The following is a 24,558-nucleotide window of genomic DNA, read 5'->3' as shown; positions in this document are numbered from 1 at the left end:
TTAGACAATGGAAGGTTGGTTTTTTTTGGGAAGTGTAAATGTGAATGTTGTGCCTTCTCCCGGTGCGGAGTCCACCCAGATCTCTCCTCCATGAGAATCCACAATCCGCTTACAGACGGCCAGCCCCACACCTGTGCCGCTGTATTCGTCTATGGCATGTAATCGTTGGAAAATCACAAATATTTTGTCGAAGTACTTGGGATCGATACCGATACCATTGTCATTAATAAATATTTGCCAGCTTTGAGCTGTTTCTTCAACGCCTATGCGCACTTCTGGTGGAACGCCTTCTTTGACATACTTCAGGCTGTTTCCTATCAAATTCTGAAATAGTCTCTCCATTTGGCTTGGACTGGCTATCACAGTTGGCAAGGCGTCAACTTTAATTACCGCATGGGTTTCTTCAATTTTATTTGCCAGAAATGATTGAATGTTGGTGACAATTTCATTCAGGTTAACCTGTTTCTTCTCAGGCGTACCACGTCCCAACCGGGAAAAATCCAACAAGTCATTAATGAGGGTTTGCATGCGTTTACAGGCATCGACGATAAAGGCAAGAAACTCTTCACCATCACTATCAAAGGTATTGCGGTAGCGTCGGTTTATTAATTGCACATAACTTGAAATAACCCGAATCGGTTCCTGAAGGTCATGGGAGGCGACATAGGCAAATTGTTCAAGGTCATTGTTCGAGCTTTTTAACTGGGTGATGGCTTTTTCCAGTTTATCCTGATTCAGTTTTAAATCATTAATATCCTGAATGGTGCCGACCATGCGTCGTGGTGAACCAACGGCGTCAAGCGAAGATGCTGCGGATGCGCGAAACCATTTGTATTTCCCTGATTTTGTTTTTAGTCGGTATTTTATGTCATAAGGAATACCGGTTTTTATATGCTCATTAACGGCTTTCATTACCTCTTCATGGTCTTCCGGGTGGAGTAACGATAAAAAACCGGAGAGACTGGCATGTAGCTCATTATTTTCGTAACCAAGGAGTTCATAAAACTTGGGTGTCCAATAAGCATCATCGGAACTGGAGTCATACCAGTCCCATATACCAACACTGGCTCCTTGCGCTACAAGCTCAAATCGCTCAGCCACATTGTCGTGTTCGGCTTTGAGCTGTTTTAGTTTAGTAATATTGTTATAAATTGTGAGCAGTCGGTGAGGTTGATTGTCGTCGTCGGAAACAAGAAAGTCATTACACTCCAGCCAACATGTACTGCCATCAAAGTGTTTACACCGAACGATATAGGGATCCTCAAGGCAAGGTAGCTGGTTGAGGTTACAATTTTTTTGGTAATTGGATAGATCTTCTGCGTAGATTACGTTGTTGCGTTCTGCAGTACTGGGCTGTTTGGTTTTATCGCTGTAGCCCAGTGATTGCCAAAATTGCTCACTGATCCACATTTGCTCGGGCGATTTCAGATCCTGATAGGTAAAACCGCCGTTCATCCCGTTCTGTAGGATTTTTAAAATAGGCAGTTTGGATTTTGAATCCAGAATTTCATTCTTCAGGTAGTTATCGTCTGATGTGTCCATGTTGTACTCCAGCAACATCCACGCGTGTAGCATAGTATAGCAATGGCGATGCTCGCCGCTGATTAAGTGGGGAATAAATCAGAAAAAAGTGGCGTGAAAAATAATTAATCGTCGAGAGTATTTGGGTTGCGATACGGCTCTGGTACTAAGGTACTATTTTTGAGTGCGAGTAATTGTTTTTGTAAATTTGCTTGCGCGGTTTTAGATGTGTGATGAAAACAGTTTTTATAAAAATAAAATAAGGCGGAGTCGCCGCCTTATTTCCTGTTGCTCAATATTCTCTTACTGGATATTGATAATTTTTCGGACGAACTATTAATTCGAGTGCCATTTTGGTTTGGCATACAAAAACTGCCCGGTGCCTATCACGCGTTCGAGAAAGCCACCTTGACAGTAATTTAAGTAGTAATCCCACATGCGTATAAATGTGTCATCAAAACCTAACGCTTTTACCTCTGTAATGTGGTTGATAAATTTCTGACGCCAGATGCCAAGTGTTTTGGCGTAATCCAGGCCGATTTCTTCCATGTGAATCAAAGACATATCGGTATATTGCTGAATGCTTTCCGCCAAGGCCGAATGGCTGGGCAGGCAACCACCGGGAAATATATAGCGTTTAATGAAATCCACGTTATTCTTTGCCTGCTGGTAGCGGTTGTCTGGAACGGTAATGGCTTGAATAAGCGCTAACCCATTATCTCGTAACAGACGATTGCATACAGAGAAATACGCTTTGTAGTATTCGTGGCCCACAGCCTCAATCATTTCAATAGAAACAAGCTTGTCATACTTTCCGGTGAGTTGCCGGTAATCCTGCTTAACAACCTGGATTTGTTTTTCCAGCCCTTCCTCCGTTACCCGTTGCTTAGCATAACGGTACTGCTTGTCAGAAATCGTTGTGGTCGTTACTTTGCAACCGTAGTTTTTTGCCGCGTGAATGGCCATGCCACCCCAGCCTGTACCTATCTCAACTAAGTGATCTTCATCTGAGAGTTGTAATTTTTGACAGATTACGTCCAGTTTGTGCACCGCAGCTTCTTCTAAGGGCTGCTTGTTTTCCGTAAATATGGCAGACGAGTACATCATGCTTGGATCGAGAAACAAACTGAAGAACTCATTGCTTAAGTCATAGTGGGCAGTAATATTTTCTTTCGCTCGAACAGTTGAGTTTCGAGTGTAAAGGCGGTAGAGCGTATCGGTTACCTTTTGTTTAATCGACCGCGAGCCATCAAGTTGGTTTAGTACGTCTATGTTTCGGCTCATCAAGCGAACCACATCGAGAAGATTTGGGGTTGACCAATGGCCTGTGATATAGGCCTCTGCGCCTCCTACTGAGCCGCCGAGTAGAAAATCCCTGTACGCGGTGTCGTGATTGACATAAATATGTGCACAGAGCTCACCTTCGTGATGGGGGTTGCCAAAAGTATATACGTTACCCTTTTCCTCGATGGTTAGTTTGCCGTAACGAAGCTTGCTTAGATGCTGGAAAAGTTTTTCTTTAAATAGCCCTGTCATTTTGCTGCCAGGGCGATCTTGTTCCAGCTTTTTATTTAATGTTGAAATCACTGTCATTGGAAAAACTCTTTACTATGTGTTTTTACTGCGCAATGGGTGTGGATATATTGGCACCTTTTTAAAGTAAAGCTTCATTGCCTGCCAGTATATGGCCGCAATCACTTTACTGGTCATCAACGGATACTTGGTTAAGGTTCTGTTTAATGATGTGGGAGAGATTTCCTCCCGAGCTAAACAGAGAGTCGCATCCATTTCTGTCATCCGATTTCTTTGGGTTTCAATATGAATGTTCAACCATTTCCCCGGGGTATTGCTCTGCCAGAAATATGTCATGTCCATCGGGTTAAATGGCGATACATGCATTTGTTTGTCAAATTGAATACGCTGCTTTTTATCTTCTGGATTACAGTTAAGAACATAACATTGTTTTTCATTCCAGGGGGTGTTGTGCACTTCTGCAACAATGTGCTGGAGTTTGTCGTTACTATCAAAAACATAATAGCTGGTAATCGGGTTCATATTGATACCAAAGTATCGAAAATTGGCCAGCATGCATATTCGTCCATCGGGATAGCAGCCGGTGGTGTCTTCAATTTTTTGTCTGATCGCGGTATCTATATTTAAATTCGGATCGCCAAAAAAATCCGTTCTGCAAAAACGGGCTGGTCGCCATTTTTTAGCAGACCAAAACGGGGACAGCGACAGTACTTGATCCAGTTCTTGCAGATCGATATACATCATAAACACGTCGTATTGAAATTCATGTTTCCTGGGGTGGTAACGCCTATGTCTGAGCCATCCGTTATAAATTGCACTGTGCATTTTCAATTTCCTGGCTGAATTTGATTGACTACCCGAAGGGCGCTGACAACTCCATCCTCATGAAAACCGTTGCCCCAGTAAGCACCGCAAAACCAAGTATTATTCATGCCATTAATCGTTTCCCATTGGTTAGCTGCTGCAACGGATTCCTGTGTAAATACAGGGTGGGCGTAATTGTATTGGCCTAATATTGTATCCGGGTTGATTTCGTCAGTTGCGTTTAAGGTAACGCAAAATGTGTGTTTAGAATTTAACTGCTGCAGAATATTCATGTTGTAGGTGAGTACTGCTTGCTTTTGATCTTTTACCGTCAGCCAGTAATTCCAGCTGGACCAGGCGCTTTTTCTCTGTGGCAATAAGCGAGTATCTGTGTGCAGTACCACCTCGTTATCCTGATAGAGCATTGCGCCGAGTATTTCTTTTTCTTTTTTCGTTGGATTATCGAGTAATGCCAGAGCCTGGTCGCTATGGCAGGCAAGTATGACTTGATCAAACTTTTCGGTTAACGCATTTTTTCTATGTATTAGCACTCCGCCTTCAACGCGTTGTATTCCAGAAATTTGTGCGTTGACCTGTATCTTGTCTTGGAAAGCTTGTGTAAGTGGCCCTAAGTATGCGTGTGACCCGCCCTTCAATACTCGCCATTGCGGACGGTTTTTAATGCTAAGTAATCCGTGATTGCGGAAAAATCGAACGAAAAACAGTAACGGAAATTCCAGCATGGTTTTCTCGGATGCCGACCAGATTGCACAGCCCATGGGGATTAAATAGTGACTAATGAATAAATCACTGTAGCGATTTTGAGTCAAATACTCTCCCAGAGTGAGACCTTCTTTTAATGTGCCGCTCTCCAGCTCCGAAGTTGCTTCTTTATTAAAACGTGCAATGTCTTTCAGCATACGTAAAAAGCCTGGGCGAAACAGGTTGCGTTTTTGACTGAATATACCTTTAAAACCGCTGCCACTGTACTCAATACCGGTGAGGGCACTTTTTACGCTAAAGCCCATACTTGTCGGTTGTGATTGCACCCCGATCTCGTTTAGCAACTGTATAAAGTTGGGGTAAGTCCAATCATTAAACACAATAAACCCGGTGTCGATGTTGTGTGTTTCCCCCTGGTAACGTATTTTTTTTGTTGCCGTATGCCCGCCTATTTGTTCTGCCGCTTCAAATAATGTTATGTCGTGTTTTTGGTTTAAATAATATGCAGCGGTGAGCCCGGAGATACCTGCACCGACAATTGCTATTTTCATTTATGGTCTTTCCTCTTTATTACGAGTTGAATCACCGATGACTTGTTTTCGCCACATATTTGGAAACAGGTGAGTGAGTTTTAGCAATAGAGCTAATCTTTTGGGAAATATGTATGTGTCTGGTCGGCTAAACGTATGTTGAATAATGCGTTTAGCTGCGGTATTTGCGTCCATTAAAAATGGCATGGAGAAATTATTTCTTTGTGTCAGCGGCGTATCAATAAACCCTGGATACACTTCGGTCACATCGATGCCTTCCTGATATAGATCGAGCCGTAAACTACGTAAGAAATAGTGCAGCGCTGCTTTCGAGGCTCCATAGGCTTCGCTTTTGGGAAAGTCAGCGGCTGTTACCAGAGAACCTATACCAATGATATGCCCTCGGTTAGGCCGATTTTTGAGTAAAGGCAAGGCAGCTTCGACAGTGTTCACCGCACCGAAAAAATTGGTTTCCATAACTTTGCGTATTGAACGCCAGTTGGGGGATGGAAAATCCATGTACTCGCAGGTGCCTGCGTTAAGAATGACGCGATCAAGAGCTGGCGACAGCTTTTTAATCTCTGCTGTGATTGCGTGCATTTCGTCATCCTTTGTTACGTCCACTGGCAGTGGGTATATGCCGGAGTGGTTATTCGATAATTCAAACAAGGTGGATGCGTTTCTCGCGCTGGCAATAACACTATAGCCTTGTTCAGCCAGGGCAATGCTCAATGCTTTGCCCAGACCGGAGCTTGCGCCTGTAATCCAGATAGTTTCCATGATTAATTCGCCAGACGTTGGCGAAGCCAACGAATAATTCTACCGAGCAAGGGGAGCTGTTCGTAAATCATCGCGCCCATATCGTACACATCTTCGTGGAAAACGATTTTTTCCTGAAACTGGATATGAGACATGCCGCGCAAGCTAATAAGTCGGTTCCCCAGCTTGGGGTGACGGAAGTGCATAATCCATTTGATATAGGCACAATCCTGGCCTTCGAGAATATCCAGGTATTCAAAACGACATTCCGTCAAGTTTGTACATAGGTTATGCATATAATCCTGGAGAGGCACCAGTCCCTCAATTTTATGTATTGGGTCTTTAAAAATGATATGCCGCTCGTACAGGTCTTCCAGTTGACTGAGGTCGGATTTCCTCAGATCCTGAAAATAGGCTTTAAATTGTTCAACGAGAGGTGAGTGCATAGCGTGTTACTGTCCGTCAAAGGTCTACCAAGTCGATGTGCTAATTACGGTATATCTCTCTACTTGGATTTATCTGCGATAAAACTTGCCCCGATTAGTGTTGTGGGTATGGGGCGGGCAGAGCACTGGGAATGAATGATCTTGAAACCAGAGATTGCTTGCCTTTAAGGGGCGAATCACATTGCCGGCGGGATAACCGAGAGATCTGTTCCTTAAAGTGATCTGTCATCGCATTCCGAGCGTAATCGAGTATATTCATTTATCAAGATTGGACTTATACCCCTTGGTTTTCAATATGACCTCAGTTGAAAGTAAAAAGAAACAGATAGAGACCTTGAAGGCGTGTCTGTTAAGTGTTGCCCGAGACCGGGACAAGCAGGCTTTTGCCCAGCTTTTTGAACACTATGTGCCTTTATTACGTGCTTATAGCCTTGCCAGGGAACCCGGAGCTGACCTGCTTGCCGATGAGCTGGCTCAGGACGTCATGCTCAAGATCTGGACTAAGGCACATACTTACAGACCGGAAATATCCAACGTTAATACCTGGATTTATACCCTGGCAAGGAACTGTCGTATCGACTACTTGCGTCGAAATGGCCGTTTTTCCACGGAAATAGATCCAACAGAAATTTTTGAGACCATTGAAGATGAGGGGCCAGACCCATTTATGCTGGCCCAACAGCAGCGGCTGGAGACTACAGTCCAGGAAAGCTTGTCCCAATTACCCCCGGAACAGGCTGAAGTCTTAAGAAAAGTGTATGTCGAGGGCAAAAGCCATACCGAGGCATCGCAAGACCTGGACTTGCCGCTTGGTACGGTGAAGTCGAGAGTTCGACTTGCACTTAAGAAACTTGAAGTGATGGTGCGGAGGTAGTGAGTATGAAGAAAATGCAACATCATCCCGATTCTGACACGCTCGCCAGCTTTGCCGCGGGAACACTAACGCTTAGTCAGGCGATGTGCGTGTCTGCACATGTGGAACACTGCCCGGAATGCCGAGCCAACCTGGCCGCACTTGAAAGGCTGGGAGGACAGCTAATGGATCGACTTAGCCCCCGTCAGGGAAGTGAAAGCCTGAAGGAGAAAGTCTTTGCTCAGTTAGACGATCTACCTCAATCCACTGTGACCGTAAGCAAAAAGCAGAATGTTGAGGGTGTTCCTCGATGTTTGAAGCAGTTTGTCTCAGAAGACTATTCAACGCTGGCTTGGAAACGTATATCGCCTAGTATTCATTCCGTGGAGTTATGCCGGGATGTAAACGGTGCAAAAGTGGAGTTGCTGCGCATAAAGCCCGGTGGTTCAGCCGCAACACATACACATATCGGTGAAGAAATGACGGTGATTCTGCAGGGTAGCTTTTCCGATGAAGAAGGCATTTACCGTGAGGGCGATTTTATTAGCCGCGATGCCCGGCATAAGCATACGCCGGTAGCGACCAAAGATAAGGTTTGTCTTTGTCTGGTGGTTACCGAGGGGCCGGTTCAGTTTACGGGCTTCTTTAGTCGACTGCTGAACCCCATTCTAAGAAAAAGCTACGCCCCCGCCTGATCTCGGTTTTGCACAGGGCCTCTGCTGAGGCCCGTGTAATTCTTGGCCGCAAGACACCACTCTTACTTTTATCTCTTGTTATTTTTTGATCGAACTGACGGCTTTTTTGCCGTTCGGGCTTTTATCTCATTATGGAAAAGCGTGCCTTGGATTGGTACGTGAATATTGCGTGTTGCACTGCGTCATGTTTGCTAGAATTGCGTTAGAGATTTTACGGTCTTTGGACTATAAAGTAATTATCAAATAATTCGCTTACCCTGAATAATCATTTGGAGTGGAGGTTAGCATGTCGATTAAGAAACAATTCCTCAAGAGTCGCCCTGTGTGCAAAGTAAAGTTCACCGTTCCCAAGGATCAAGTATCCGAAGCGAACAAAGTATGCATCGTGGGGGAGTTTAATGACTGGGATACCTCTGCCACAGAGATGACCCGTCTAAAAAGTGGCGCCTTCACTGCAACGCTCGAGCTGGATAAGGACAAAGATCACCAGTTCCGTTACTTGGTTGATGAAAACTACTGGATCAATGAAGAAGACGCGGATGGGTTTGTGCCATCCAATATTGGTAGCGAACAAAACTGCGTAATTTCTTTATAGCGTGGTCGTACGGGCCGAGTTGGTTCGTACGATTACTTTAAGGGGGATCTTATTGCCTTCTTTTGGACACTGGTGTGCCTAAAGGGGGCATGTTTGCTTTTGCGGTATCTGATCGATGCGTCGCTTGTAGAAAAAAGCGATGAGTGACAGTTTCTCACCCCCAAGCCCATTCTCTTTCGAGCCAGTATAAATACCTATGCGTCGTCAATATGGGCACCATAATAACTAAAAGGTCTTCGGCGTGAATACAAGGAATCGGCTGGCTCTATCTCTATACCTACAACCCCGATTTTAATCTATCTTCACCCAAGCAACTGTCGGAAAAAAAGATAACTGTCGCTTATTTTGAAAGTAGTTTGGCTATCCAGCAGTATCTGGATAGAAATAATATTTCCGGCAGAGAGCTTCGTCATACGACCAGTTTAAAAATGTTAAAAGCTGAACGTATCGACGCGTTAATTGCATTGCCGGAAGAGGTGTCGTTTGCCATGTCACAGCTGGGTTGGCAAGAGCCTCCAAGAAGGTTAAATGCGATTTTTCCGCTAGAGGGATACCTGTATTTACATGAAAAACATCGAGAATTGGCTGGCCCTTTAGGCGCAGTTATACAAAAATCTATAACAAAAAGTAATACAATCTTTACCAATCCTTCCGCTATTACCCATTAGTCTGGGTTCTTTACTATTCTTTTACTTGGGTTACTAAATAATCATTGTCAGTTTACGAAAACGGGTAATATCTGTCTTTTGAGTTGTAGACTATTCTCTTACGCTTTGTTGCTCTCACTTTTTGTACGTGAGAAAAGTATAAGTAACCATTACAAAATATACCTGGAAAAGGTAATCATATTGTTCGGGTCGATTTTTCGGAGCCTTTAATGAATAAAATAAAAATTATTATATCGTCGCTATGTGTGACGGCTAGCTTATGGGGTTGGGCGCATACCAGTCTGGCCGAGGTGCAGGAGGTAACAGTAAAAGAAGTTGCAGAGCAACTTAACGTTGAATACACCGTTGTTGAAAACCTCATCGGTGAGCAGCAATGTCCAATTGAATCACCATGTTTTAATATAGAAATTCGATTAACGCTTCCATTTGATTATAAGGAAAAAGACTGGACGCTATACTACAGTCAATTGCGTAAGGTTCTAAAAGTAAATAGTCAGGATTTCAATGTTGAAATGTTGACAGGAAACTTAAAAAAGATCACGCCAACCGAAACCTTTTCAGGCTTTGAGGCAAATAAAGCACAGGTTCTTCGTATTCAAATGCGTGGCGAGCATATGAATGAATTTAAGCCTATGCCGAATTATTATCTTACCGATAAAAATAATCAGGCTTATATTATTGCTTCAACTGTTCCCGTTTTCGATTCCGAAACAGGCTTGGAAATTCAGCCACACGTTCAGTCATTTACCAGTGAAAAACAATTTCGCAGTAAACCGGAAGATCAAAGCAAGTGGGCTACAGCGGAACGGTTGTATCAAGTTAATCAGGTGAGTGTACTGCCGGTTACTGATCAGCTGGCGCGTATCATCCCGAAACCAGAACGAACAGAAGTAAAAGGCGGTGAGCTTGATCTTGCTCGCGGTGTGAAAGTGAAATTTGATGGCTTCAAACGCAAAGACGTAGCTGAAGCATTAAACCGTTTAAAACTAATTGGTGTATCCGAAAATACCAAAGGCATTGATCTTCGTATTGTCAGAAATTCGGAAAAATACGGCGACGAAGGTTACTCCCTTGATGTTCAGGATAATCAAATAATCATTGAAGCAAGCCAAGAGAGTGGTGCGTTTTACGGGCTTCAGTCTTTCGCCGCGTTGGTGAATGTGGGCTCAACCTCTATTCCCAAAGTTGTGGTAACCGATCAGCCTCGCTACCCATTTAGGGGTTTGCATATTGATGTATCGAGAAACTTTCGGGATAAGCAGTTTGTTCTCGATATGCTAGAGCAAATGGCGGCGTATAAAATGAATAAGCTACACCTGCATCTATCCGATGATGAAGGTTGGCGAGTTGAAATTCCTGGGTTGCCTGAGCTGACCGAAGTGGGCGCATATCGCTGTCATGACCCAGACGAAAATAAATGTATTTTCCCTCAATTTGGCAGTGGCCCTTATCGCGATTCACACGCGAACGGATATTATTCCACGCAAGACTATATCGACATTTTAAAAGAAGCGAAAAAGCGTTATATCGAAGTGATCCCTTCTTTTGATATGCCTGGTCATTCCCGTGCTGCGGTTCGTTCAATGGATGCACGTTACCGTAAATATATGGCCAAGGGTGACGAGAAAAAAGCCTTGCAATATTTACTTGTCGACCCAGACGATAAAACCAAATACATGAGTATTCAGGGGTATACCGACAATACCATGAATGTGTGTGTGGATTCGTCTTACGCTTTTGTGGACAAAGTTCTACACGAACTGCAAGTCATGCATGAAAAAGCCAAGCACCCACTGAACATCTATCATATCGGTGCCGATGAAACGCCAGGAGCATGGCTTGATTCCCCTGCATGTAAAGCCTACATGGCAGAACATGGTATTGATAAAGCGTCCAATCTGGGTAATCACTTTGTTGAACGGGTTTCAAACTCATTGGCCGAAAAAGGTATTTTACCTGCCGGTTGGAGTGATGGATTAAGCCATACCCATTTTGACAAAATGCCCAAGCGGGTTCAGTCAAATATGTGGGACATGTTGCAATGGGGGCAAATATCCAAAACCCATGATCAAATCAATCACGGTTGGGACGTGGTACTTTCGCTACCTGATATCGCATACCTGGATATGCCCTACGAAGCAGACCCCAAAGAGCGAGGATATGACTGGGCGGCGCGTGAGTTAAACAGCCAAAAAATATTCCAGTTTATGCCGGGCAACCTGCCTGTACATGCCGAAATTTGGAAAGGCAATGTTCAACAACCTATCGAACTCAAAGATGAGATTCCAATCGAGCCGGGTAAAGGCGTAAAAGGTGTGCAAGGGCAATTGTGGTCTGAGACCGTTCGCTCAAATGAACAAGCTGAGTACATGCTATTTCCTCGCATCATTACCCTGGCGGAACGCATGTGGCACAAACCGGAATGGGAAGTACCATACTCCCATAAAAAACAAACCTATAACTCCGAGACAAATAATATCTCAGCCAAAAACAAGGCAGATATGAAACAGGATTGGTCTGAGTTTACGGAAGTGCTCGGTCGCAGAGAATTAGCCAAACTGGATTTACATGGTATCGCGTATCGTGTGCCGACCGTTGGTGCAGTAATTGACGACGGAATATTACGAGCAAACTTAATCTACCCAGGCTTACTCATTGAGTATCAACAAGATGGTGGACAATGGAAACCACTGATTGGTGATCAAGCTGTGAATGAAAACGCCGTGATTAAAATAAGAGCCCGTTCAGCGGATGGAAAACGTGCTGGCCGAGCGCTGGAAGTAAAATAGTTTTTCAACTCCTCTCCTTTCTCCCTCCGATAGCTAGCTGTCGGAGGGCCTTCCTATTTGAAACAAGCTCCAAGGGAAGTTGTATTCGTCTAATATAGCTCTGGTATACAGCGAGAAGCTTGGTAGCAAGGTTTAAACCGCTGCAGCGAAAAACTTGCTGGCTTCTAATCAATACTCCTTGTGCATCTATCACAATTAGTTGGTTATGTGATTACATTGTCGTAACTTAGGGTGCTTTGTGCGCCAAAATTTAGCAAGCTGTGCGCATTGTGTGCGCTTTTTAACTGTGTGATATAGTTAATTTATTGATTTTAAAGAAAAAAGATAAACTCAAAAACGAAATATGCGCACCAAGAGATATACGCACTTGGTGCGCAGAATAAACTGTTAGGCGTACTCACAATGGAATACGTGCAAATACAAAACAATTCAGCACTCCCCGATATATCTAGGTTTAAACCATTTAAGTGTGTGGTAGTAATCGATCAAGAGGTAGCACCTGAATGGCAGGCGAAAGTCAGTGATTGGCTTTGCGAGTCGGGATGCCTGTACATGATGGCTTGGGGAATAAACTGCAACTCTTGGGATGATTCAGTTGATTCTTCAAATATTTTACAGTTTGAGGGTAAGGAAATACCGGATGAATCGTTTGTAGCTACTACTTGGCATGCAGAAGAACTCCTTTCTGAGGTGTTATGGTTTTCAAAGCACTCGGCTTTTCATTTGTCGTGCGATCTACAAAATACGGTTATTTTGCATATCTCAGTAGAGAGTAAAAGAGACGAAATTTCTCAAGAATACGAAAATGCTTAACAAGGCCAGGCAGCATCGCCCACTGAGTGGGCTGGACAGTTTACACTCCGCACCTTTTGTGTTTCGCTTCGCTCATTTTTAAACAAAAGGTGTTCCATGCAAGCTGTCGCTGTTGGCGGCGTTAGAGGTCATTAGGCTAAGATGATGAGATTTAATCCCAAATCTCCGAAGAAAGTAAATGGATCGGTGAAAAATATCATCCGGCATCTCGATTTAAACGAGAATGAAGTGGTACTTTTAAAATATTTTCGTCCTAGTGAGTTCTCTCCGGAAATACATAATTGTTTTTTTAACACTTGGGTGAAAATGAAATGTGCAGGTGGAGATATGCAACATGGTTGGATGATTTCTCAGGATTCAACAAAAGAATTTATAGAAGCTCAATTTCATGCAGTTTGGATTAATTCTGAAGGCGCTTTTATTGATGTTACTCCACGTCCAGATAATGAAAAAAGGGTAATGTTCGTTCCCGACCACAATAGGAAAATAGAGTTGTCGCAATCGAATGGGCAGCCTGCAATACTAAGTTATGATAATTTTCGTATGCTTAATGGCCAAGCTTTGGCAAAGCTTGAGCGTATCAGAGTGGTAATGCATGATACTAATTTTATAAAAGAGCACGCGCTCTCTTGGCTATAGATATGAAACCTCTAACAAGGCGCCTAAGCAAGGACAAATACTTCGTGGCTTCGCCACACCGTACTTTCCGCCTGGCTTGGCGTTAAATGGCACAAGGTATGTGGCAAAGAATTGAAATTACGAGTTTATCTCTTGGCTTACTTAGTGTAGTAGTGCTACTTATAGAGATATTCTTTTGGAAACATATACCTGATTCAGTCCATCAATATTTCTACGGTGGAGAGCCGGCTGCATTTGTGACTGGGTTATTTATAATAGTTGGCTTGGTTGGTTCATTACTTTTCTTAGTCAACCTATGTTTCAAGCGGTTCTACCTATGGTGGCTAAGGCTGTTAGGTGTAATCGCGTTGTTTTTGGGTGTTGCAGTCATTGGTGCATCAGGCATTTAACATCTATATGACCGAACCTGTTAACGACCTATAGGACATTAAAACGCTACGCGTTTTTCTGCCGCCTGATGTAAAACGATACACTGCCTCGCTCGCTGAGAGACCTCGGCCATGTCTCGGGTCGGTCTGTTCAGAGCTGTAACACAAGTCGTCTGGGCAGAGTTATTAATTGAGTAAGAGTTAAATTTGAGTTATGAATTGGTTGGGAAGTACGAGCGAGCGCGGCCGCCTATCAACGCCTTACAGCAGGTCGCTGAGCAGCCCGACCCGTAAACGTCTGTGGAGAGATAAGTGGATATTCAGATAGTACAGAATTTGTGTAGGGTGCTATCCCAATACAGCAGTAAAGAGAAAGCTTACCCATTGATCAGTAAAGAATTACCCCCCAGGCCATTGAAGGATTTTCACCAATGGGTAAATTCGAAGGATTTCGAAGGAGGTTTTTTAATTGAAAATCCGAAAGGAATAAATCTGTGGCTACTTTTAATAAAATGGAACGAAGTGAATGGTTACTACGTCGTTCTTTTTCCTGAAGATAGAGCTGGACCAATAGCTGAAATTCATGACTTTTCTTCAAACGAGGACGGAGATTGTCTCGATTGGCGTTATAGACCATCGAAGAGAGACGGAAGAAATGATGAGCGCAAAGAGTATTTTGAGAAATATTTCTTTAGCCTTGATGTCGTTATCTCTCTACCAAGGACACTAGACGAAGTATCGGAATTTCTAATTGAATTGATCTCTCTTGCTGAAAATCGAGCAAAAGCAGATGAACTTGACCCAGATAAGCCCTCCTTTCGAGACGGATTCCCTGAGGGGAAGGTAAAAGAAAGATTGCACAGGTCGAGGGAAAGAAATTCAAAGCTGATATCGCAAGTTAAAGCAGAAGCACTGGATAGATACGGAAAATTACAATGTGAATGTTGTGGCTTTGATTTTGAAGCTTTTTATGGAGACCTGGGTGCTGAGTTTATCGAGGCGCACCATACTAAGCCGATAAGTGAGCTCAAGGACGATGGAGAGGAAACAAAAAGGGAAGACATAGCTTTGGTATGCTCGAATTGCCATCGAATGCTACATAGGCGTAGACCGTGGTTAAAAATGAACGATTTAAAAAAGTTAACAAGTCAAAGCCGGGAAAGCATTAAACACGCCGGTGTTTGAGGCGTTATGTGTAATGGAGAACACAATAGAAATTCAGTCAAAAATCTATAAGCATATTGCGTGGTGGCCCATTGCGGTGCTTTCCGTAATTGGGGTAGTAGCTGATCCAGATGCAGGTCGTAGTGTAGTATTAATGCTTATTTTGTTTACTCTGCTAGCCTTCGGAATAGTCGGGTCGGGCAAGCTGGCTTTTGGTGCCCCAAAACGTGCTAAGCAAATAGGGTACGTAGGGTACGGAGGCTTGTGTCTTCTCTATGTTAGTGGTTTAGTCTTTATTGTGAGTTATCATATTCTAAGGTTAAGCACTACTTTATGAGTGCTGTCGTAAAGCACATAACAAAAAGGTGAATGATCGCCTTCGGCTGAACCTCCGTTCCGGCGCTTCGCGCCTATACCGCGGTCCATGCTAAAGGCGTTAGCTCTCTAGGAGTACCAAGTGAATACTAATGAAGGAAGAGTTTACTTTGCTCTAGATGGAGATGACTTTGAGCCTGACGAAGTAACTAAATTTCTCGGAATTGAACCAACTTCGATAAGGCGAAAAGGCTCAAAGATTGCTGGAAAAATCCCGAAAATGAGTTCTTGGGAGCTTTCAACCAACAATATTGTTAATGACCATATTGACATATTTGAAATGTCTACGAAGATCATTGATAAACTCAAAGCTAAGAAAGATCTCATTCTTCAGGCAAAAGAGCGTTTCAATGTTTTACCAAGATTTGAAGTGGTTTTGCGGTTCTCGATGAATAAAGAGCATTCAACTCCAGCGATAGGTTTCGAAGTTGAAACAATAGGATTTTTAGGTGAAATTGGTGCGTTGGTTGATATCGATACATATAAGCACTAAAGCAAAAAAGTTAACAAGCAAAGACAGCAAATGCAAGCAAAACTTTTTTGGATATTAAGGTGTAAAGTATAGTGAATGCTATTCTAAGTATACTTCTAGTTTTTTTGGTTTCTGGGTGTGTAGCCAAGTACACTAGCTATGAATTATCTGAAATGGAGCGTATTGGCAACATTTATAAAGGGAAAATGTATTCCGGTAGGAAAGACTCTCTAAAGAAAAGGTCAATTCAAGTAGATCGTTGTCCTACACAAGTTGGCGGAAACTTTTCATATTACTGTGTACGAGATTCGGGTGATGTGTGTTTTAACGAATATCACGTTATACAAGAGTGTAATGAAGAAACTGATTGTGAGTATAAGTTTGTTCTTGGTTTCAGTGTGTGTGGTTAGCTCTAACAAACTGCTCAAACCGATGTTAAACCCCCGAACCTTTTGTGTTTTGCTTTGCTCATTATTACACAAAAAGTGCTCCGTGTTTGTCACTGTTTGGCAGGGTGATACACGGTCTCGCTCGCTGCGCGACCTTGGCCATGTATCGGGTCGGTGCTCAATTTTTGGTCGTGGATAGTCGTCCGCGCAGAGTTATAAACATAGTAAGAATTAAATTTAAAATATGAAGTGGTTGAGAAGTATAGGCGAGCGATGCAGCCTATTAACGTTACAGTCGGCTCGATATGTTTTAATTGGGGTAATGTGAAATATCTTGTAGTAATACCAATTGTCGGGTTATCTCCATATGTGAATGCAAATTCTCTTGCTCCTATATTGCCGATTATGTCGGCATGGGGCTGGTTAGCAATGCCCGTTATAATCTTTATAGAGTTTATTTACTTTAAAAGAAGAGGTTATTACCGCTCTTTAGCTCTTTCAGCATACGGTAATCTGTTTTCTGGTGTTGTTGGAATTGGTCCGGCACTTATCACTGCGCCTTCAATGCTTGGCCCGTCCATTGAAGCGGATAGGCCCTCGATAATTATTGGTGTTATTGCTTGTACTCTTGGTGTTTTATTTAACTGGTGGTTATCGTCAAAAATTGAATTTTTCTTTGTGCGAAGGCATAGGTGGTGGCGACAGTCAGGTTTAACTATTAAGCAGTTTTATCAGGCGAATATGCTTACCTATAGTATATTCGCTTCTGTACTATATTTATGGCAAGGCGTATTATTCTATGGCACATTTAGTTAATCATAACAAGGTCAGCAATAACGACCTGACTTCGTTTGGCTTATTCTGGCAAGGTTAAGACTGTATGAATATATTATTTTCGGTCGTATTGGGTGTTTTAGGTCAAATCCTTCCAATAGGAGTAGGTGCAATTTTTCTGCCTGGTGAGATGGCTTTGGTTGTCACCATAGTACTGTCTTGTGCGGTTTATAGTTGGGCGCTAAATGAAGTTGTTCGGTTAGAATTTAAGAAATATGAGCTGCCATTTTCTGGAGATATAACATTGGCCATAGTTATGTTTGTTTTATTCAATGCATTTGCTCTCATGTTTTTCTTCTATTCTTGGTTGCTGATAAAGCAAGGAAGAGCCTTATTGAAGTCCGAGATGCCTGTGGTGGAGGCGAACAAAAAGGGCAGAGATCCATGGAGAGAGTAGAGTGTTTTAATAAGAAAAATATCGTGACAAGCGCGTGTTTACGGCGTCATATTTCACGCGGATCAAGAAGTATATTTTATGGCTAAGAATTATAAATTTGAAAGGTTGAATGCGGGTAGGGATTATATTGCTGATAATTATCAAGCACATCTGAACTTATCCTGCATAGCAAAGCACTCATATATGTCTCCTTATCATTTTTTGCGTGTTTTCAAGGATGCTTATGGAGAAACGCCTAACGAATTCTTGATTCGGATTAGAGTCGAGCAAGCTAAGAAAATGCTTATCACGGAAAATTATAGTGTCTCAGAAATTTGTGAGAAAGTGGGCTATACCAGTCTTGGTAGCTTTTCTTCATTGTTTTTAAAACATGTAGGTACGGCACCTACTTTATACCGTCGTAAGCTTTGGGCTTTGTCTTCTGAAGCATACCGTTTTCCCTCGCAGTCTATACCGGCATGTTATGCCTACCATTTTTTGGGTAAATTGGCTAACTGAGCAATATTGGAGAAATATCATTTTGATAATTTCTATAAGATAAAGATGAATTAACAACAGGGAATATATCGATGATCACATCCATAGCGCATACAACAATATACGTACTTAATCAGGACGAAGCTCTTGATTTTTACAAAAACAAGCTCGGTTTCGAGGTTGGTGATGACATGAAGGTCGAAGGAGGTTTCCGATGGTTAACCGTATATCCGAAATCTAACTCACAACTTCAGCTGGTATTGGCCGAGCCAAAAGAGGGGCCGATGTTTACCAAAGACTCCGCCGAAAAAATACGAAGTTTAATCGAAGAGGGTGCATTTGGAGCCGGCGTTTTCGAAACTGAAAATTGCCAAAAAACATACGAAGAGCTTGTGGCTAAAGGCGTGGAATTTATCCAGCCACCTACAGAACAGCTTTATGGCGTCGAAGCTATGGGCGTGGACAACTCTGGGAACTGGTTTAGTTTGGTTCAACGGAAAAATACAATATGACAAGTAAAGCGAACAGGATGCCGCTTGCGGCGTCCTGCTTTAGGGGTTATATCCCACCCAATTTTACACCTGCTTCTCGTCTGCAAGCTGCTAGTAAACTCTCAATCGAATCTTGATTCTGAAGCGTTCTGGCTATAGCGACAGTACCAATCATCATTGCTGTAACTGATAAAATATCGTGTTCGTCACAGTCGGTATAGCTACTTGCATACTCCATAATTGCTGTATTCATACCATGGTAAGTGTCAGCATAAGCTGTTTTTAGTGCTTTATTCTGCATATTGATGTCTGTGGCGAGGAACGCTAACGGACAAGACAAAGAGTTCTCTCCTTTCACATGCTCCATGCTTAGGTATTTGTCTAGCAGCAAAGACAACCATTGTTTATTTGATATGCCCCCTGGCTTAAGGCTGGCAAGTTTAGTGCTGCTGGCTCTAAATTTTAATGCCTCACGGTAAAGTTCTGCTTTACTCGTGAAATGTGCATAAAATGCGCCTCGAGTAAGCCCGCAGTTATTCATCAAATCATCGATTGTAACGCCTTTAAAACCTTTTATTGCGAATAGTCTGAAAGAGCTATCAAGAATTCTCTCTCGGGTTTTGTTTTTGTGCGTCTTTGTGTATGGCATAGGGCTAAGCCTTCCATGGTTATATATGTTCTTTATCATATATAAAGTCTGCTCTAAGATGAAGTCCCATCATTGGGAAGAAGTTTAAATATGAATGATTTTTACAATATCGCCATTGGACATCGACCAGATCGGAGGTAATATGGAAAGGCATGTGGGAAATTGTAGTTGCGGCGACACTGAGTTTTACTTTGATAACGATCCGATAAGTTCTGTTTTTTGCTATTGCAAAGAGTGTCAAACGCTCACTGGTTCAGACAAATGGTTTGGGCTTTGGGTGCCAAGAGAAAATTTTAAATTTACAAAGGGCACACCATTATCGTATACGCGTCTTGGTAATTCAGGCAAAGAGGTAAATTACCACTTCTGTGGGACTTGTAGCACTGTTTTATGCGCCGAAGTAACTGCCGGTAATTTTTATTCCGTATCGGCAACTTCACTAAAAAGCAACAAGTTCACTCCTAAAATGTCAATTTACGCATCTTCAGCGCCATCATGGGCAACCTTCCCTAGCGATGTACCAAAATTTGACATTCTGCCACCAGGGATGGGAGGCTAAATACCTGACAATGCGCTCAAACACCGTTAACCTTAGGTCTTTGCTGGACAGTCAAAGCTGCGTAGCCATGTATAAACATGTTACAACTAGCTCTAATGGGCCAGAGAACAGTCTGCCCCATTATATGTTTTTATAAAGAAGTCTATGTTAAAAAGAATATTGATCGGAACATTATTGCCTCCTCTAATTGTTAGTGGGGCTATTCATTTGATGATGTGTTTGTCAGCACCAGCTAGCGTTCCATCAGATATTCTACTTATAGCTCTATTTGGTTTTGCAATTGCAGTTGTTGTCGGCTTGGTTCCGTGTTTAATCTATAGTTTGGTGTTAGAATTTTTGGCTCGGAAAGTAATATCGGTGAAGTATGGAAATTACCTATTTATTTGCATATCGGTTCTTATTGGTATTTTGTGGGCATTAGTTTTCCATAAAATAGCGGAGCACAACGGTGTATTTGATTTATTTCAGGACTACGGGGGACTTTTTGCTCTCGCAGGTCTTATCACCGGCTGGCTAATATTAAGGGAAAGTCTCAAAGAAACAGTGCGCAACTTATAACAAAGAGGTTAATTTCCCCCCCATTACTTTGTTCCGTTTTGGGGTGATTTACCCAAAAGCTTCACCCCCGCAATGCGGGGAAATTATCACGGCGTCACATCTCAAATTGAGTATGAATATGTATCCACTGATTTTGAGCGCTTTAATAGCAAGCTCTTCTTATGCCACTAAAATGGTATGTCCAACTGATACACACGAAGCGTTTCAGATCGGCTTGGAAGAAGCCAGCGAAGAGGGATTTGCAGTTAAACTCTATGATATTGAAAAGGTTGATTCTGGTCTATGTAGAGTGGTAAATATCGTAGTGCCGGCAACAAAAAACGAAAAACCGTTTTCCGGAACAACCTTAATACTCCAAAAAGACGGATCATACGCTGGACAGTATGATATCGTTCCCTCAGAGTACGAAGGTGGTTCAAAATATGGAGTTACATTTGAAGCATGCAACAATTCAAGTAGTACAGTTATTGTTGCTATTTTTTACGGTGAAAATTGCAATACGAGTTCTTACGCAGTTAGTATTCAGCCATGGAGCATGTAACAAATCTATCAAAAATTGCTCTTTCAATGCTGACGCGCAACAAGTTTCTCGCCTTTTTATCGCGGTGTTAGGTATTCAATGAAGAATCCAATTTTCCTAATCATATTTGCAACCTTACAAGCGGGTTGCTCGGTGATAAATGCAGGCATTCAGATACCGGCCACAATAGTGGCGATTGTGTCTAACCCTAAGCCTACTGGTTGGTGGCGAGACTATTGTCAAGATGGAATTCTTGTTCCGCACCAGCCTGAGTGTGTTCAAACTGGAGGTATAATTAATCGTGCGAGGCTATCCAATATCAGAACGCTGGAAGGCAAGTCGATACCGGGGACATTAATAATTGGTTTTCCTGGTCACCTGTATGAACAGGGGTATAAGCAAGAAATAGAAATCCAGCTAAAGGCGGCACCGTTGGAATTTCGTAGGGCAACTGGAATAGAGTTTTTGGCAAGTGATTGGAAGAACTCCAAACAAGTTGTATTACATTCACCGCTATGAGATCGGATGTCCCAACCGTAGGTACGTTCGTCTGTGTGCAAGGCTTTAATCTATGAAGTGTTGTGAAAGATACTACTGGCCGAGGGTAAAGCTCCGAGCCAGTCCTGTTGATCTAATCGGTTTGGGTGTATTTTTGATACTATTTTTCAGCGTTCTAGCGGGAATATCATATCTGATTGTGAGTATTATATGGGCAAGTATTGAGGAGGGTACATTTCTGCAAAGACGTTGGGTGTATGGCATAGGGGTTAGAGAGGGGGTAACCCCAATAGTAATATTATTTTGTATGTATTGCTCTCTGCCAAAGTTTTTACATGTCTGCTCATTTTTCGTGAATTACAAAATTAGAGTCTCCACCTTGTGCAAGGAGTGTGGAAAAGAAAAAGTAAAATTTATAGCTCCGTCAGAAAATGAACCGTTTTAGCCGGAAAACCACTCGACATTAAATGCATATGAAACCGAAGTTAAAATGTCCTGATTGCGGCATAAATACAGTATCAAAAATTGAAAAGCTAAAGATCGCATCCTTTGGCTCGAAAGTGCAATGTAAAGGTTGTGGTGCTCAATTGACAGTGGGCGGGCAATGGTTAGGCGTTTTTTTAGGGGCGGTCTTGGGAAGCGGCTTTTTCGCTATCCTTGCTTATTCGGTAAGTGCTAAAAGTTGGTGGCCGTTGGTAGTTGCGTTCTCAGTTGTTTTTTTAACCCCAACTCTAGTTTGTTTCTTTATCTCGTTACGGCGTGTGGGTACTAAAAGATAAAATCTTGAGTAAAATATTTTATAAACTACTGTGGTGTTAATCCCAAGTATAAAATCTAATAACACCGCTCGGCTTTATCTCGCGCCATTCCATTTAAAATCGTAATAAGTTATCTCATGCCGGCTGTAAGTGCGATTTTTTGTTTCCCCATTGTGGCGGGGTTATGATAAAAATCTTTAATAACTGGGTATTGTTGCAAGGAGTTGAGAGTGGCTATATTGAGTATCGTGGGGCACAGGGGATGAATGGCTCTACCGCTTAGGTGATTGTAACAATTAATACGGGTGCTCTTGTCTGTTATTCTGCCTTAAGTCTATGTTGTGCAAATTCAGTAGCCGAAATCTCCCTTTCGCGTTTAGTCCTTTTGGAATAACTTTTTTGTTTCGGATACTATCTTATATTCCTCTCTCAGTGGTTAATCGGTTTTATTATACTGGATCGATCTAATAATCCCGCTTCCCGCGGTAACCTTGCCGAACTCCCGCGAAATCAAAGCTTATTGACTATAGTTATTAGAATTGTAGGTTTAGGTATTTTGTACTATGACTCATCGGCTGCCCAGCAATACTCGCGAGTACTTGCGAAAAGTTAATCGTAAAGCTGTCAATCGTTTGATCTTTTTTCTTTTCTGGTTGTCGATCATTGGTGTACCTATCTCTGTGAGTCGAGGGTTGTTTACTGGCTGGCAGCCTTTGTTTTCTATTCATGTTTTTGATTTGATCACCATCTCGTTTCTGTATTTGTTTCATCGTTGGTTGGCAACTGAGCTTAAAATCTGGGTGATTTTTTCGATTTCTTTTTTAAGCGGTGCCTTTGGTTTGTTGGTTTTCGGGATTCTTGGTGGCGTTGTTAGCTGGTTGGTTTTTGGTGTATTGCTTTTGTTTTTCTTTGTGGGGATTCGTCCAGCGTTGTATGCCGGTATGGTTATGTTTCTGTTGTATTTGTTTTGTGCTTACAGTTTTATTTATCGCAAACAAATTATTCCCGGGGGGCTGGATGTTCAGCTTTACTCGATTACCGCTTGGTTAACTGTGTTACTGGGTGCAGCAAAGTGTGTGGTTCTTGGTTATATGGTTGCCGAGGCCAATGTTAAGAAAGTTGCTCGGTTAAGAAAAAGCTATTCAGTACAGAAGAAGGCGTTACAGGAAGTCCAGGCTAAGGTCAGCCAACAACAAATGGAAATTACACACCACCAAACCCATGATACCTTGACTGGATTGGCGACATTAACTCTGGCTAATGAGCGCCTGGGTATGGCGATGAGCCTGGCGAAGCGTAACAGCGAAAAAGTTGCGTTGTTGTATTTTGACCTTGATGGCTTTAAAGCGATTAATGAGAAATACGGCTACGATGCAGGGGATGAATTACTGACGGTTTCTGCCGCGCGGATTAAAAATACGATTCGTGAAAGTGATACGGCTTGTCGTATAGGTGGAGACGAGTTTTTGGTGATATTAAGTTGTGTATCGCGTATTGAAGATATTGAAATGTTGTGCAGCCGGATTATAGATAAGCTCAGCGCGCCGATAAAATATGAGTATGCCGATTTGCAGGCGCAGGTGAATATTGGTGTTTCCATTTTTCCTGATCATGGTGCGGAACCTCGTATGCTCCACAGTCTTGCCCATCAAGCGATGTCGGAAGCAAAAGACTCAGGCAGTAATCGTTACTGTATGGCCAATGCTGGATAAAATTAGGAACAAATCAAGTGGCATTGTGTTGTACGGTGTTACGCCACCAAAAGCACGATGTGGGCGAGAAGATATTCTGGCTTATACAGACAGGCATTTGGCGAAGATTGATACTTCGGTATTAGATGGCCTGATTGTTTATGACGTACAAAGTGAAGATGCCCGCAGTATTAAAAAGAGGCCATATCCTTATGAGCCTGCGTTGGATGGTTATCAATATAGCTGCGAATTTCTAAAAAATATTGCTCTACCTAAAATTATTTACCGTGCCGTTGGGCGTTACAGTAAAGATGAACTAACGGATTTTTTACATGAAGTTGATGTGAACCACTATGCTTCAATATTTGTTGGTGCAGCTTCCAAGTCCCAAAGGGTTCAGCTTTCTTTAGCGTCGGCTTATGCCTTGCATTCTATTATTCGGCCGGGTTTGGTGTTGGGTGGGGTGGTGATTCCAGAACGTCATCAGAAAAAACAGGACGAGCATTTTCGTGTTTTGAGTAAAATAAAAAAAGGGTGTCAGTTTTTTGTATCCCAGGGTGTCTACGATGTTGAGTTGTCGAAGCAATTTATATTGGATTACTCTCTGCTTGGTCAGCTATTAAATCAGCCTTTGTGCCCCATCATATTTACTTTTTCACCTTGTGGTTCCAATAGAACTCTGGATTTTATTGAATGGCTGGGGATTAGTGTGCCCGCTTGGTTGCGCGACGAATTACGCAGTAGCAATGATATCTTGGCCTGCTCCATGAAGTTTGCCCAGATGCATTGGGAAATACTTCGCTCTTATGCGGCTCAACTGGGTGTGCCCGTTGGCTGTCATGTGGAAAGTATTTCTACTCGGGAAGAAGATGTGGCGGCATCCATTGAATTGCTTTCCCGCTTGGCGAATCAAAAGTTTGATTAACCCCCTCGTTTTTTAAACACAAAAAAAAGCCCTCATAAGAGGGCTAAGTTACAGCATGAATTTAG

28 protein-coding genes are annotated in these 24,558 nt (G+C 42.5%); 21 read left to right on the top strand and 7 right to left on the bottom strand.

The annotated features are described in order from the left end of the window. From P5V12_RS15955 to P5V12_RS15930, 6 genes are all read right to left on the bottom strand, one after another. Nucleotides 1–1,542, bottom strand: coding sequence for a PAS domain-containing protein (locus P5V12_RS15955; protein WP_316954082.1), 1,542 nt, complete (start codon nucleotides 1,540–1,542; stop codon nucleotides 1–3). Between the two features lie 315 nt (nucleotides 1,543–1,857). Continuing rightward, nucleotides 1,858–3,114 carry a cyclopropane-fatty-acyl-phospholipid synthase family protein gene (locus P5V12_RS15950; protein ID WP_316954081.1) on the bottom strand — a complete coding sequence of 419 codons (1,257 nt, stop codon included), beginning with the start codon at nucleotides 3,112–3,114 and terminating at the stop codon, nucleotides 1,858–1,860. Between the two features lie 15 nt (nucleotides 3,115–3,129). After that, entirely contained in the window at nucleotides 3,130–3,879 is a 750-nt protein-coding gene (locus P5V12_RS15945; RefSeq protein ID WP_316954080.1) for a DUF1365 domain-containing protein, read from the bottom strand. Nucleotides 3,880–3,881: 2 nt separating this feature from the next. Continuing rightward, entirely contained in the window at nucleotides 3,882–5,132 is a 1,251-nt protein-coding gene (locus P5V12_RS15940; RefSeq protein ID WP_316954079.1) for an NAD(P)/FAD-dependent oxidoreductase, read from the bottom strand. Continuing rightward, a complete protein-coding gene (locus P5V12_RS15935) occupies nucleotides 5,133–5,891 on the bottom strand; it encodes an SDR family NAD(P)-dependent oxidoreductase (protein ID WP_316954078.1) in 759 nt (252 codons plus the stop codon). Between the two features lie 2 nt (nucleotides 5,892–5,893). Then, entirely contained in the window at nucleotides 5,894–6,316 is a 423-nt protein-coding gene (locus tag P5V12_RS15930; protein ID WP_316954077.1) for a nuclear transport factor 2 family protein, read from the bottom strand. Between P5V12_RS15930 and P5V12_RS15925 the strand changes: the two genes are divergently transcribed. The 15 genes from P5V12_RS15925 (at nucleotide 6,311) to P5V12_RS15855 (ending at nucleotide 18,356) form a co-directional block, all read left to right on the top strand. Beyond that, a complete protein-coding gene (locus P5V12_RS15925) occupies nucleotides 6,311–6,451 on the top strand; it encodes a hypothetical protein (protein WP_316954076.1) in 141 nt (46 codons plus the stop codon). The two genes, P5V12_RS15930 and P5V12_RS15925, sit on opposite strands and share 6 nt — an antisense overlap. 160 nt (nucleotides 6,452–6,611) lie before the next feature. After that, entirely contained in the window at nucleotides 6,612–7,190 is a 579-nt protein-coding gene (locus tag P5V12_RS15920; RefSeq protein ID WP_316954075.1) for a sigma-70 family RNA polymerase sigma factor, read from the top strand. Between the two features lie 5 nt (nucleotides 7,191–7,195). Continuing rightward, nucleotides 7,196–7,864, top strand: a complete 669-nt coding sequence (locus tag P5V12_RS15915; RefSeq protein ID WP_316954074.1) for a ChrR family anti-sigma-E factor — start codon at nucleotides 7,196–7,198, stop codon at nucleotides 7,862–7,864. Nucleotides 7,865–8,150: 286 nt separating this feature from the next. Next, nucleotides 8,151–8,459 (top strand): isoamylase early set domain-containing protein, encoded by a 309-nt coding sequence (locus P5V12_RS15910; protein WP_316954073.1) that lies wholly within the window; start codon nucleotides 8,151–8,153, stop codon nucleotides 8,457–8,459. Between the two features lie 356 nt (nucleotides 8,460–8,815). Continuing rightward, the gene (locus P5V12_RS15905; protein ID WP_316954072.1) at nucleotides 8,816–9,127 is read left to right on the top strand and encodes a hypothetical protein; all 312 of its coding nucleotides are present in this window, start codon (nucleotides 8,816–8,818) and stop codon (nucleotides 9,125–9,127) included. A 209-nt stretch (nucleotides 9,128–9,336) separates the two neighbouring features. Then, the gene (locus tag P5V12_RS15900; protein ID WP_316954071.1) at nucleotides 9,337–11,916 is read left to right on the top strand and encodes a family 20 glycosylhydrolase; all 2,580 of its coding nucleotides are present in this window, start codon (nucleotides 9,337–9,339) and stop codon (nucleotides 11,914–11,916) included. A 402-nt stretch (nucleotides 11,917–12,318) separates the two neighbouring features. Next, nucleotides 12,319–12,729, top strand: coding sequence for a hypothetical protein (locus tag P5V12_RS15895; RefSeq protein ID WP_316954070.1), 411 nt, complete (start codon nucleotides 12,319–12,321; stop codon nucleotides 12,727–12,729). Nucleotides 12,730–12,870: 141 nt separating this feature from the next. Next, on the top strand, nucleotides 12,871–13,368 hold the full coding sequence (locus tag P5V12_RS15890; RefSeq protein WP_316954069.1) for a hypothetical protein: 498 nt from the start codon (nucleotides 12,871–12,873) through the stop codon (nucleotides 13,366–13,368). Between the two features lie 680 nt (nucleotides 13,369–14,048). Next, the gene (locus P5V12_RS15885) at nucleotides 14,049–14,921 is read left to right on the top strand and encodes an HNH endonuclease (protein ID WP_316954068.1); all 873 of its coding nucleotides are present in this window, start codon (nucleotides 14,049–14,051) and stop codon (nucleotides 14,919–14,921) included. A gap of 13 nt (nucleotides 14,922–14,934) precedes the next feature. After that, nucleotides 14,935–15,237: a hypothetical protein gene (locus tag P5V12_RS15880; RefSeq protein WP_316954067.1), complete on the top strand. Its 303-nt coding sequence runs from the start codon at nucleotides 14,935–14,937 to the stop codon at nucleotides 15,235–15,237. A 120-nt stretch (nucleotides 15,238–15,357) separates the two neighbouring features. Next, nucleotides 15,358–15,768, top strand: coding sequence for a DUF4279 domain-containing protein (locus P5V12_RS15875; RefSeq protein ID WP_316954066.1), 411 nt, complete (start codon nucleotides 15,358–15,360; stop codon nucleotides 15,766–15,768). 692 nt (nucleotides 15,769–16,460) lie between these two features. Then, nucleotides 16,461–16,952 carry a hypothetical protein gene (locus tag P5V12_RS15870; protein ID WP_316954065.1) on the top strand — a complete coding sequence of 164 codons (492 nt, stop codon included), beginning with the start codon at nucleotides 16,461–16,463 and terminating at the stop codon, nucleotides 16,950–16,952. Nucleotides 16,953–17,016: 64 nt separating this feature from the next. Continuing rightward, the gene (locus P5V12_RS15865; protein ID WP_316954064.1) at nucleotides 17,017–17,367 is read left to right on the top strand and encodes a hypothetical protein; all 351 of its coding nucleotides are present in this window, start codon (nucleotides 17,017–17,019) and stop codon (nucleotides 17,365–17,367) included. A gap of 78 nt (nucleotides 17,368–17,445) precedes the next feature. Then, nucleotides 17,446–17,865, top strand: coding sequence for a helix-turn-helix transcriptional regulator (locus P5V12_RS15860; protein ID WP_316954063.1), 420 nt, complete (start codon nucleotides 17,446–17,448; stop codon nucleotides 17,863–17,865). Between the two features lie 71 nt (nucleotides 17,866–17,936). Beyond that, complete coding sequence (locus P5V12_RS15855; protein WP_316954062.1) at nucleotides 17,937–18,356, top strand: VOC family protein; 420 nt, start codon at nucleotides 17,937–17,939, stop codon at nucleotides 18,354–18,356. A 46-nt stretch (nucleotides 18,357–18,402) separates the two neighbouring features. Here the strand turns inward: P5V12_RS15855 and P5V12_RS15850 are convergent, their stop codons facing one another. Further along, a complete protein-coding gene (locus P5V12_RS15850) occupies nucleotides 18,403–18,984 on the bottom strand; it encodes a TetR/AcrR family transcriptional regulator (RefSeq protein ID WP_316954061.1) in 582 nt (193 codons plus the stop codon). 94 nt (nucleotides 18,985–19,078) lie between these two features. On the opposite strand from P5V12_RS15850, the gene P5V12_RS15845 reads away from it, so the two are divergent. The 6 genes from P5V12_RS15845 to P5V12_RS15820 all read left to right on the top strand — a co-directional run bounded on the left by P5V12_RS15845 (nucleotide 19,079) and on the right by P5V12_RS15820 (nucleotide 24,493). Then, nucleotides 19,079–19,543 carry a GFA family protein gene (locus P5V12_RS15845; RefSeq protein WP_316954060.1) on the top strand — a complete coding sequence of 155 codons (465 nt, stop codon included), beginning with the start codon at nucleotides 19,079–19,081 and terminating at the stop codon, nucleotides 19,541–19,543. A 144-nt stretch (nucleotides 19,544–19,687) separates the two neighbouring features. Further along, nucleotides 19,688–20,101, top strand: a complete 414-nt coding sequence (locus P5V12_RS15840) for a hypothetical protein (RefSeq protein ID WP_316954059.1) — start codon at nucleotides 19,688–19,690, stop codon at nucleotides 20,099–20,101. A gap of 118 nt (nucleotides 20,102–20,219) precedes the next feature. Continuing rightward, on the top strand, nucleotides 20,220–20,642 hold the full coding sequence (locus P5V12_RS15835) for a hypothetical protein (protein WP_316954058.1): 423 nt from the start codon (nucleotides 20,220–20,222) through the stop codon (nucleotides 20,640–20,642). Nucleotides 20,643–20,720: 78 nt separating this feature from the next. Next, entirely contained in the window at nucleotides 20,721–21,140 is a 420-nt protein-coding gene (locus P5V12_RS15830) for a hypothetical protein (protein WP_316954057.1), read from the top strand. A gap of 1,300 nt (nucleotides 21,141–22,440) precedes the next feature. After that, complete coding sequence (locus P5V12_RS15825; RefSeq protein WP_316954056.1) at nucleotides 22,441–23,589, top strand: GGDEF domain-containing protein; 1,149 nt, start codon at nucleotides 22,441–22,443, stop codon at nucleotides 23,587–23,589. Next, the gene (locus tag P5V12_RS15820) at nucleotides 23,579–24,493 is read left to right on the top strand and encodes a hypothetical protein (RefSeq protein WP_316954055.1); all 915 of its coding nucleotides are present in this window, start codon (nucleotides 23,579–23,581) and stop codon (nucleotides 24,491–24,493) included. The genes P5V12_RS15825 and P5V12_RS15820 overlap by 11 nt, the downstream gene beginning before the upstream one ends. The last annotated feature ends 65 nt before the right edge of the window (nucleotides 24,494–24,558 follow it).

The sequence above is a fragment of the Teredinibacter sp. KSP-S5-2 genome, from assembly GCF_032773895.1.
Taxonomy (GTDB): domain Bacteria; phylum Pseudomonadota; class Gammaproteobacteria; order Pseudomonadales; family Cellvibrionaceae.
This window is presented reverse-complemented; position numbering and strand designations above follow the sequence as displayed.